Origin of the sequence: Desulfovibrio sp. DV, from assembly GCF_001936595.1 — a bacterium.
Classification (GTDB): domain Bacteria; phylum Desulfobacterota; class Desulfovibrionia; order Desulfovibrionales; family Desulfovibrionaceae; genus Solidesulfovibrio.
In genome coordinates, this window is the sequence record NZ_MLBG01000151.1 from 1 (window position 1) to 9,361 (window position 9,361).

Annotated in this window: 10 protein-coding genes; 7 read left to right on the top strand and 3 right to left on the bottom strand. The window is 65.0% G+C overall.

Annotated elements, in window-relative coordinates; all coding sequences use genetic code 11:
* The 4 genes from DVDV_RS20600 to DVDV_RS20615 all read left to right on the top strand — a co-directional run.
* Window positions 1–769 (top strand): glycogen/starch/alpha-glucan phosphorylase (locus DVDV_RS20600; RefSeq protein WP_139311696.1); only part of this gene is annotated, 769 nt, incomplete at its 5' end.
* A 112-nt stretch (window positions 770–881) separates the two neighbouring features.
* On the top strand, window positions 882–2,069 hold the full coding sequence (gene ahbC, locus DVDV_RS20605) for a 12,18-didecarboxysiroheme deacetylase (protein WP_075356454.1): 1,188 nt from the start codon (window positions 882–884) through the stop codon (window positions 2,067–2,069).
* 132 nt (window positions 2,070–2,201) lie between these two features.
* Window positions 2,202–4,178, top strand: coding sequence for a glycosyltransferase family 39 protein (locus DVDV_RS20610; RefSeq protein WP_083634855.1), 1,977 nt, complete (start codon window positions 2,202–2,204; stop codon window positions 4,176–4,178).
* Entirely contained in the window at window positions 4,175–4,681 is a 507-nt protein-coding gene (locus DVDV_RS20615; RefSeq protein WP_075356456.1) for a hypothetical protein, read from the top strand. Before DVDV_RS20610 ends, DVDV_RS20615 begins: the two co-directional genes overlap by 4 nt.
* Window positions 4,682–4,696: 15 nt before the next feature.
* Here DVDV_RS20615 and DVDV_RS20620 read toward each other — a convergent pair whose 3' ends face one another.
* Window positions 4,697–4,915, bottom strand: a complete 219-nt coding sequence (locus DVDV_RS20620; RefSeq protein WP_075356457.1) for a hypothetical protein — start codon at window positions 4,913–4,915, stop codon at window positions 4,697–4,699.
* 171 nt (window positions 4,916–5,086) lie between these two features.
* Between DVDV_RS20620 and DVDV_RS20625 the strand changes: the two genes are divergently transcribed.
* On the top strand, window positions 5,087–6,337 hold the full coding sequence (locus DVDV_RS20625) for an HDOD domain-containing protein (RefSeq protein WP_075356458.1): 1,251 nt from the start codon (window positions 5,087–5,089) through the stop codon (window positions 6,335–6,337).
* 27 nt (window positions 6,338–6,364) lie between these two features.
* Entirely contained in the window at window positions 6,365–7,348 is a 984-nt protein-coding gene (gene hemB / locus DVDV_RS20630) for a porphobilinogen synthase (RefSeq protein WP_075356459.1), read from the top strand.
* A 101-nt stretch (window positions 7,349–7,449) separates the two neighbouring features.
* On the opposite strand, the gene DVDV_RS20635 is transcribed toward hemB, so the two are convergent.
* Window positions 7,450–7,776, bottom strand: a complete 327-nt coding sequence (locus DVDV_RS20635; protein WP_075356460.1) for a type II toxin-antitoxin system PemK/MazF family toxin — start codon at window positions 7,774–7,776, stop codon at window positions 7,450–7,452.
* Window positions 7,773–8,030 (bottom strand): antitoxin MazE-like protein, encoded by a 258-nt coding sequence (locus tag DVDV_RS20640; RefSeq protein WP_075356461.1) that lies wholly within the window; start codon window positions 8,028–8,030, stop codon window positions 7,773–7,775. The genes DVDV_RS20635 and DVDV_RS20640 overlap by 4 nt, the downstream gene beginning before the upstream one ends.
* Window positions 8,031–8,190: 160 nt before the next feature.
* On the opposite strand from DVDV_RS20640, the gene ahbD reads away from it, so the two are divergent.
* Window positions 8,191–9,348, top strand: a complete 1,158-nt coding sequence (gene ahbD, locus DVDV_RS20645; protein ID WP_075356462.1) for a heme b synthase — start codon at window positions 8,191–8,193, stop codon at window positions 9,346–9,348.
* Window positions 9,349–9,361 lie beyond the last annotated feature (13 nt).

Consider the following 9,361-nt stretch of genomic DNA (forward strand, 5'->3'; position numbering starts at 1 on the left):
CTATCTGCGCATCACCGAGGACGGCTATCTGCCGCCGGCCCCGCGGGTCTACGTGTTCGCCGGCAAGGCCGCGCCCGGCTATTTCGAGGCCAAGGAGATCATCCATCTCATCTGCCGCCTGTCCCGGGTCATCAATGCCGACAAGCGGGCCAGCGAATACATCAAGGTGGTCTTTGCCGCGGATTATCGCGTGTCCCTGGCCGAAAAGCTCATCCCGGCAGCGGACGTCAGCGAGCAGATATCGACCGCCGGCACCGAGGCCTCGGGCACGGGCAACATGAAGTTTTCCATGAACGGCGCGCTGACCATCGGCACCCTCGACGGGGCCAACATCGAAATCCGCGAGGCTGTCGGCGAGGAGAATTTCTACCTCTTCGGCCTGACCACCCCGGAAGTGGAGCGCCATCTGGCCGAGGGCAGCTACGATCCCTGGGAATACTACCGCAAGCACCCGGAAATCCGCCGGGTCCTCGACGCCATCTCGGCCGGACGCTTCAGTCCTGACGAGCCGGCCGTGTTCCACTGGATTTTCGAGAAGCTGCTGGCCAAAAACGAACGCTATCTCCATCTGGCCGATTTCATGTCCTACCTCGAGGGGCACGAGCGCATCGGCATGGAATATTCGCGCCCCGACATCTGGATGCGAAAGGCCGTGCTCAATACCGCCCGCATGGGTTATTTCTCCTCGGACCGCACCATCCGCGAATATGCCAAAGACATTTGGGGGATAAAGCCGACGCCGGCCAGAGTGGTCGTGCCCAAGGCCTGAGCCTCCCCCCCCGCCATGAGGGGCCGGCCGGGTTTTTCTCCCTGCCGGCCCCTACCGCCGGCCCGCAAAATGTATTATAGGGCCATCCCACCCATCGAACAAAGGACCTTCAATGATCGGTATATCCAAGCTTTACTGCGGCGGTGTGGAGGCTTCCGACGCCCTGCGCTACGGTCGCCACTCCGGCAAGCTCCCGTCGCATCTGCTGCAATTTTCCAAGGATAAAAAGCCTGTCGTGGTCTGGAACATGACCCGGCGGTGCAACCTCAAGTGCGTGCATTGCTACGCCAAGGCCGTGGACCCTGAGGGCAAGGACGACATCGGCACGGTCGAGGCCAAGGCCATGATCGACGATCTGGCCGCCTACGGCGCTCCGGTGATGCTCTTTTCCGGCGGCGAGCCGCTGGTGCGCAAGGATCTGACGGAACTGGCCTCCCATGCCGTGTCCAAGGGGATGCGGGCGGTCATTTCCACCAACGGGACGCTTATCAGCCGTGAAAAGGCCCGGGAGCTCAAGTCTGTCGGCCTGTCCTACGTCGGCATTTCCCTGGACGGCGGCGAAGCGGTCCACGACCTCTTTCGCGGCGTGCCCGGGTCGTACCAAAAGGCCCTGCAAGGCATCGAGAACTGCCAGAACGAGGGCCTCAAAGTCGGCCTGCGCTTCACCATAAACAAGCGCAACGTCTCGGAAGTGCCCCTGCTTTTTGAGCTTTTGCGCGAACGCGAAGTGCCGCGCATCTGCTTTTACCATCTGGTCTATTCCGGCCGCGGTTCGGAACTCATCAATGAGGACCTGGACCACGCCGGCACCCGGGCCGTGGTCGACCTCATCATGGACCATACCCGGGCCCTGCACGACGCCGGCATGCCCAAGGAAGTCCTGACCGTGGACAACCATGCCGACGGCCCCCACGTCTACAACCGCCTGTTGCGCGAGGACCCGACCCGGGCCGCCGACGTGCTGGAACTTCTGTCCTTTAACGAGGGCAACAACTCCGGCCGGGGCATCGGCTGCATCTCCTGGGACGGCAAGGTCCATCCCGACCAGTTCTGGCGCCACCACGTGTTCGGCAATGTCCGCGAGCGGCCGTTTTCCCAGATCTGGGACGATCCGGCCATCGAACTTTTGGCCAAGCTCAAGGACAAAAAGAACCATGTGAAGGGACGGTGCGCCACCTGCCGCTACCTGTCCATCTGCGGCGGCAACTTCCGGGCCAGGGCCGAGGCGGTCTACGACGACGTCTGGGCGCCCGATCCGGCCTGCTACCTCACCGACGACGAGATTCGTCCCGACGAGTAGGTCTTCCGGTTGCTGTGATACCAGTCAGACGGCGGCATTCCCCGGTAGGGTGCCGCCGTTTTCGTTGCGCTTGCGTAAACCGCCGGCCCGGTCTGCCACGGACGCAGTCCGGCCGCCTCAAATAAGGCATGCATGCTGGAACGTATTTTCCCGAGGGCTGGCGCTCTCCACCCTGGCCCGGCCGGGACGGAACCGGGTCTGCGGGCGGCTTTCTGGCTGATGCTGGCCGTGGCCGTGGTCCTGCGGTTTTACCATCTGGACACGCCGTCCATGTGGCTCGACGAAATCCTGGTCCCCATGGCCGCCCGCCATCCGGTGTCCTACATCTTCGATCTGGTCACCACTTCGGAAGTCCATCCGCCGACGTTTTATCTGCTGGTCAAGCTGCTGATGGCCTGCGGGGTGTCGGATTTTGCCCTGCGCTTCGTGCCGGCGGCCCTGGGCGTTGGCAGCGTAGCCGCGATTTTTGTTGTGGCCCGGCGGCACCTCTCGCCGGCGGCGGCCCTCTACGCCATGGCCTTTCTGGCGGCAAGCCCCCTGCATATCTATATTTCTCGGGTGGTGCGGATGTATTCCATCCTCATCTTCCTGTTCATCCTCTCCACCGGCTGCCTGCTGGCCTATGCCCAAAGCGCCTCCCGCCGCGACCTCTGGCGGTTTATTGCCTGCAATATCGCCCTGACCAGCCTGCATTATGTGGGGTTCATGATTCTGGCCGCCCAGTTCGCGGCCCTGTGCTGGGTTGCGCCGCGCCAGGACAGCCGGCGGCGCTGGCAGGATCTCGGTCTGGCCCTGGCCGGATCGGCCCTGGCCGTGGGCCTCGTGCTGCCGTTTTTCATCAGCCGGCTGCTGCGCACCCACCGCGAACAGTTCATGGGCTATTCCTATCTCGAGGCCCTGGGCAACATCGCGGCCAAGCTTGGCCAGGTGCTCTGGCTTTTTCCCCAGTGGCCGGTGCAGGTGCTCGTGGCCCTGCCCATTGTGGCCGGCGTGGTCCTGGCCGTGCGGTTGAAAACCGCGGCCGGGCGGGTCTTTGCCTGTCTGGCCGTGCTGCCGGTGGTGTTTCTGATCCTGGCCAAATACGATTACTACGCCTTCAATGTCTGGCACCTGTCGTTTCTGCTGGCCCCGGTCTCCGTGCTTTTCGGCCTGAGCGCGGCCCGCTTCGTGCCGAAAGTGCCGCCGGCCCTGGGCGCGGTCGTGCTGGCCGGCGGCCTCGGGGCCTTCATGCTCGGACCGCGCTTTGCCGATTTCTACGCCTTCGACACCACCATCATGCCCTTTTTCACCCTGTCCAAGCCCCTGGCCCGCAATCTGCCGGCGCTCCTTGGCCAGGATGGAGCGGTGGTGTTTTGCGACGTCTGCACCCTCAACGGCTATTACTGGTACGCCGACCAGTTCGGCTCCGGCGACCGCCTGCGCCAACAGGCCGTCGCTTCCGGCGAGGCGACCCGCACCGTGCGTTTCGTCTCCGGCAGCGGCTCGTTTGGGGACTATGCCAAGGGCGAAGGGGCGTTTCTGGCCCGCTTCGGCCAGCCTGCTTCGGTGGAAAAGACCTTCCAGGCCGCAGTCTACCGGTTTGAAGTGCCTAAAACGCCCCTGCCGGCCGTGCGGACCCTGCCCTATGCCGCGACAACCGATGCCGACCTGCTCCGGTTTTACGCCACCGTGGACAGCGCCTGGGGCCTGACCCTCGACACCAACTGGGGCGGCGCGGCCGGGCCGGCCGACACCGGCGAGGCCGGATTTGAATACGTGGTGGAAAACAGCGCCCCCGGGCCCCAGCTCGTGGTCTGCCATCAGGCCTTCATCAACACCGGCCGGGAGAACCGCTACGTGGTGCGCTACCGCTTCGACGACGAACCGTTTGTGGACGCGGCCCGGATTGTCGGGCCGACGGGCGAGGTGGATATGGGATTTGTGGCCGAGCGCCGGGAGCCGTATTCGCGCCTGACGGTGCGGGTGGAGATGGCCCTTGCGCCCTATACGGCGGATTTTGCCGGCGGCAACCAGTCTACCCTGGGCTTTCGGCGCATGGATCTGCGGATCGTGCCCCTGGCCGAGGCCGCAGCAGCCAAAGAGCCGGGCCAGGCCGGGGCGGGCCTGTGAGGCTGCGCCTGTTGGCCGCCGCCGGGCTGCTGCTGCTCGGGCTGGGCCTGGGCTGCCGCGAGGCTGCCGGGCCGCCGGCCCTGGATATGGTCGATCTGTTCACCTTCCGCCAGACCGGCAAGGTGGCGCTTACGGGCATCGAGGGCCTGGAACACGACGAGGCCGGCTCCTGGCGCTGGCTGCTCGGCCCCGGGTCTGTCGTCCGTTTCCGGGCCGACCGGGCGCGTCCCTACACCCTGCGCTTCGGGCTCATGAATCCGCTGCCGGGCCAGGTGGTCACGGTTTCGGCCAACGGCCGGAAACTGGCCGCCTACGGGCCGCTGCCGGCGGTCAAATGGCTGACCCCGTCCGTGGCAGCGGCCCTGACCTTCGAGGCCGTGGCCGGCGAAAACGAATTGCGCTTTGATTTTGGCGACTGGAACGGCCGGGCGGTGGTCCACATGCCGACAGACACGCGGCCGTTGGCGGCGGTTTTCCTGGAATTTCTGCTGTACGCCCGGTGAGGCCCGGGGCTTTGGCTACTGGGGTGCGCCGTGGTCGGTGATACGGGCCAGGGCCACTTCGGCCCGGCGGCGCATCCGAAACAGGGCGCGCATGCAGGTCAGGTCGTTTTCGGCCACGATGGCGTCAAGCGCCTCCATGGCAATGGCGAGGCGGTCCTCGGCGCACAGTGTCTCGCCAAATGTCGAGGATTGGCTGGTCTGGTCCTTGTCCGAAACGGCAAGCGTAGCGTCCATGGTCTTTCCCCCGGGGCCCCTGCGGGCGTTTTTTTTCCCGGCGGCTTGATACGCCCTGGGGGCAGCGCTGTAAAGTGCCTTGAGCGGTTGACCGTGGCCTGGGAAAAGGAATACTATCCTAAGTACGTCTGGTCGCCCAGCTTGCAGAGGCGACCGCGAAGGGGGAAAGCCGTGGCCTGGTTGTCCGTGGACGCCCTGGAATCCGGCATGACGCTGGCCGCCGACCTCAAGGGGCCGGACGGTTCCATGCTCCTGCCCAAGGGCATTGTCCTTACTGAGAGCCATATCGAAAGTCTTCGCCGACGCGGGGTGACCCGGGCCGACGTGGGCGACGGTGCGGCCGATGCAAAGGGCGATGCCGCCAGCCTCGATCCGGCTTTCATCGAAGCTGCCGCCGGGGCTGTTGCCCGGCGTTTTGCCGCCAATGACACCGACGCTGCGGCCGTAGCCGCCCTGTACGAGGCCGCCGTGCTGCACCAGGCCCGGGAACTGGCCCGGGGCGTGCCGCTGCCGCCCGATTTTTTCCCCAATCCCCAGGCTGAATCCTCTTCCGACCTGTTTTTCCGCGAGGAAGGCAGCGTCAAGGATCTGGTGGCCAGCGAGGTCAAGCTGGCCTCGTTCCCGGACATTTATTTCAAGATCCGCCAGGTGCTTGATTCGCCGGTCAGCTCGCCGTCCCAGGTGGCCGATGTCATCAGCAAGGACACGAGCCTTTCCGCCAAGCTCTTAAAGCTGGTCAACAGCCCGTTTTACGGCCTGCCCCACCGCATCGACTCCATTTCCCGGGCCGTCATGGTCATCGGCGGCCAGGAAATTTCCACCCTGGTGCTCGGCATCTCGGCCATCAACGCCTTCAAGGACATCCCCCCGGAACTGATCAACATGCGCACGTTCTGGGAGCATTCCGTGGCCGTTGGCGTCTATGCCCGCCTCCTGGGGGCGGCCAGTGGCCAGGGCGGGGCGGAGCGCCTTTTCGTAGCCGGCATCCTGCACGACATCGGCCGGCTCGTGCTCTTTAAGAAGATGCCCCACGCCGCCCTGGAAGCCATCTACTACGCCAAGGCCAACGGGCTGCCCCTGTACGCGGCCGAAGAGGAAGTCATGGGCTTTGCCCACCCCCTCGTTGGCGGCCTGCTCCTGCGGGCCTGGAAATTTCCCGACGCCCTGGTGTCCTGCGTGGCCTGCCACCACAAGCCGGCCGGCTGCAAGGGCGGCCTGGAACCGGCCATCCTCCATGTGGCCGACGTCATGGCCGTGGCCATGGGGCAGGCTCCGCCCGCCTCGGCCACCGTGCCCATCCTCGACGCCGCGGCCTTCGAACAGTTGGGCCTGGCTCCCGAGCGCCTGGGCGAACTGGCCGAAGAAGGCTTTGCCCAGGTCGACGAGATCGTCAGCGCCTTTTTCCCTGTCCGCAAAAGCTGAGACAACTCCCAACAGCGAGGTCGTATCGTGTTTATCGGTGACTTCCACCGTGGCCGCAGACTGCGGCGCACGGCTCCCCTGCGTGAGATGGTCCGCGAGACCGAACTGCGGCCGGCCGATCTCATCCAGGGCTATTTCGTGGTCGATACCCCGGACGCCGGATTTGAAAAGCCGATCAGTTCCATGCCCGGCCAGTCCCAGTTTTCCGTGGAGCGGCTGGTTGCCCGGGTGGGCCAGGCCATGGACCTGGGGTTGCGTTCGGCCATTGTCTTCGGGCTGCCGGAGAAAAAAGATCCGGCCGGAACCGGGGCTTACGCCGACGACGGCATTGTCCAGCGGGCGGTCATGCGCCTCAAGGAGACCTATCCCGAGTTGGTGGTCGTCACCGACGTGTGCCTGTGCGAGTACACCAGCCACGGCCACTGCGGCGTGCTCGACCGGCACGGCGAGGTCCAAAACGACCCGACGCTTGAACTTTTAGCCAAGACCGCAGTGAGCCATGTCCGGGCCGGAGCCGACATCGTGGCCCCGTCGGACATGATGGACGGCCGGGTCGGAGCCATTCGCGCCGCCCTGGATACGGCCGGTTTTTCCCACATCCCGGTCATGTCCTATGCCGTCAAATACGCCTCGGCCTTTTACGGGCCGTTTCGCGAGGCGGCCGAGAGCGCCCCGGCCTTTGGCGACCGGCGCGGCTATCAGATGGACCCGGCCAATTCCCGTGAAGCCCTGCGCGAGGCTGCAGCCGATCTGGCCGAGGGAGCCGACATCCTCATGGTCAAGCCGGCCATGCCCTATCTCGATATCCTGCGCCTGTTGCGCGACAACTTCGACACGCCCCTGGCCGCCTATCAGGTGAGCGGTGAATACGCCATGCTCAAAGCCGCCATCGCCAACGGCTGGCTCGACCCCAAGCTGGCGGTCCTGGAAGCCCTGCTCGGCATCAAACGGGCCGGCGCAGACATGATCGTCACCTATTTTGCGGAAGAAGTGCTGCCCTGGATCAAATAGGCCGGGGTGGCAGAAGAACGGTTGTCGCCATCATGAGGGCTGCGACGATTCCCGGCATTGACCGGGGAGGTCGCAGCCTTTGTTTTTTCGGGGAAGAGTAATCAGCCAAGTTCCATGACAAAGGCCAGGGCGCGGCCGAGGTTGCCCATGGTGGCTTCATCCATGCGGCCGACGACCGGACCGATTTTTTCGCGACGGGCGGTGTAGAGCTTGTCGGCCTGAATCTGGGATGTCTTGAGGAGTCCGTTTCCCGGAGTCGGCGATACCGTCAACCGCAACAGCGGCGTGTCGGCCAGATGCGAAGTGATGAGACAGAGCAGGACACTGGCATGGGTGTCGTTTATGAGATCGGTCTGGATGACCACGGCTGGCCGGGGCTTGCCGAAATCTCCCGGCGGAGCAACCAGCACCACATCGCCGCGCTTCATTCCTCCCAGTCTCCTGCGTCCACGAGCGATTCCAGGAAATCCATGGTGCGCGCTTCTTCCGGCATGGCGGCCAGCAGTTGGGATTCCCGCCTGGCTTCCGCCCGGATGGCCGCACACGATGCATCGGGAATCCAGAGCGAAATGCGGCGCATACCCAGCGACTGCATCCGAATGCGCAGTCGGCGGGAGCGGTCGCGACGCAAAAACCGACAGGCGGCCTTGGCCGGCAGTGGCGAGGGGCAGGCGTTTCTCATGAAAAAGTCATAGCCGGTTGCCCCGTCGCCGACAAGCCTGCTCCCCGCACCTTGCCTCACCCCGGCCAACCATTATATCAAGCGAACCGTCGCGGGAACTTGCCGCGTCAAATCCCGACCAAGGAGGATGCCGGGACAGCCGCGTCCCGGCTCATGCCATATGCAGCATCCCCATGCCAAAGGTTCCGGCCATCCAGGCGGCGGACAGCCGCTCGGCCACCCCGGCGGCCATCCCCAGGCCACCGGCCCGGCCGGCGCGCCTCCCCTTCGCCTCATCGCCTGGGAAGTCACCCGGGCCTGCAATCTGGCCTGCAAACACTGCCGGGCCGAAGCCTGCCTCGATCCCTGGCCCGGCGAGTTCGACACCAAGGACGCCAAGGCCCTGATCGACACCTTTCCCGAGACCGGCAGCCCCATCATCATCTTCACCGGCGGCGAGCCGCTGTTGCGGCCGGACATCTTCGACCTCGTGCGCCATGCCCGGGGCCTGGACCTGCGCTGCGTCATGGCCCCCAACGGCACGCTTATCACCCCGGAAAACGCCCGGGAAATAAAAGCCAGCGGCATCGCCCGCTGCTCCATCTCCATCGACGCCCCCACCGCCGCCGACCACGACGACTTCCGGGGCGTGCCCGGAGCCTTTGAAGGGGCGCTTCGCGGCATTGAATACCTCAAGTCGGCCGGTATGGAGTTTCAGATCAATACCACCGTCACCCGGCACAACATGGGGAACTTCAAAGAGATCTTCAAACTGGCCGAAAAGCTCGGCGCCGCCGCCTGGCACATCTTCCTGCTGGTCCCGACCGGCCGGGCCGCCCAACTCGGGGCCGAAATCATCACGGCCAAGGAATATGAGGAAGTGCTCAACTGGTTTTACGACTTCCGCAAAACCACCGCCATGCACCTCAAAGCCACCTGCGCCCCGCACTATTACCGGATCATGCGCCAACGGGCCAAGGCCGAAGGCGTGGCCGTCACCCCGGACACCTTCGGCATGGACGCCATGACCCGCGGGTGCCTGGGCGGCACCGGCTTTTGCTTCATCTCGGCCATCGGCCAGGTGCAGCCCTGCGGCTATCTCGACCTCGACTGCGGCCAAGTGCGCGAAAAACCGTTCCCGGAAATCTGGCGCACCTCCCGCCAGTTCCTGCAGTTTCGCAACAAGGACGACTACGAAGGCAAATGCGGCGTGTGCCAGTACCACCGCGTGTGCGGCGGCTGCCGGGCCAGGGCGCAGACCATGTCCGGCAACTACATGGCCCCGGAGCCCCTTTGCGACTACACCCCGCCCAAAGCGGAAACGGGCGCAGACGAGTAGGGAAAGAACAGGG

Bases quoted from the DNA above. Each gene is read 5' to 3' on its own strand.
- ahbC (WP_075356454.1), top strand. From the start codon at position 882: ATGATCGGTATATCCAAGCTTTACTGCGGCGGTGTGGAGGCTTCCGAC.
- DVDV_RS20610 (WP_083634855.1), top strand. From the start codon at position 2,202: ATGCTGGAACGTATTTTCCCGAGGGCTGGCGCTCTCCACCCTGGCCCG.
- DVDV_RS20620 (WP_075356457.1), bottom strand. From the start codon at position 4,915: ATGGACGCTACGCTTGCCGTTTCGGACAAGGACCAGACCAGCCAATCC.
- DVDV_RS20635 (WP_075356460.1), bottom strand. From the start codon at position 7,776: ATGAAGCGCGGCGATGTGGTGCTGGTTGCTCCGCCGGGAGATTTCGGC.
- DVDV_RS20640 (WP_075356461.1), bottom strand. From the start codon at position 8,030: ATGAGAAACGCCTGCCCCTCGCCACTGCCGGCCAAGGCCGCCTGTCGG.
- ahbD (WP_075356462.1), top strand. From the start codon at position 8,191: ATGCAGCATCCCCATGCCAAAGGTTCCGGCCATCCAGGCGGCGGACAG.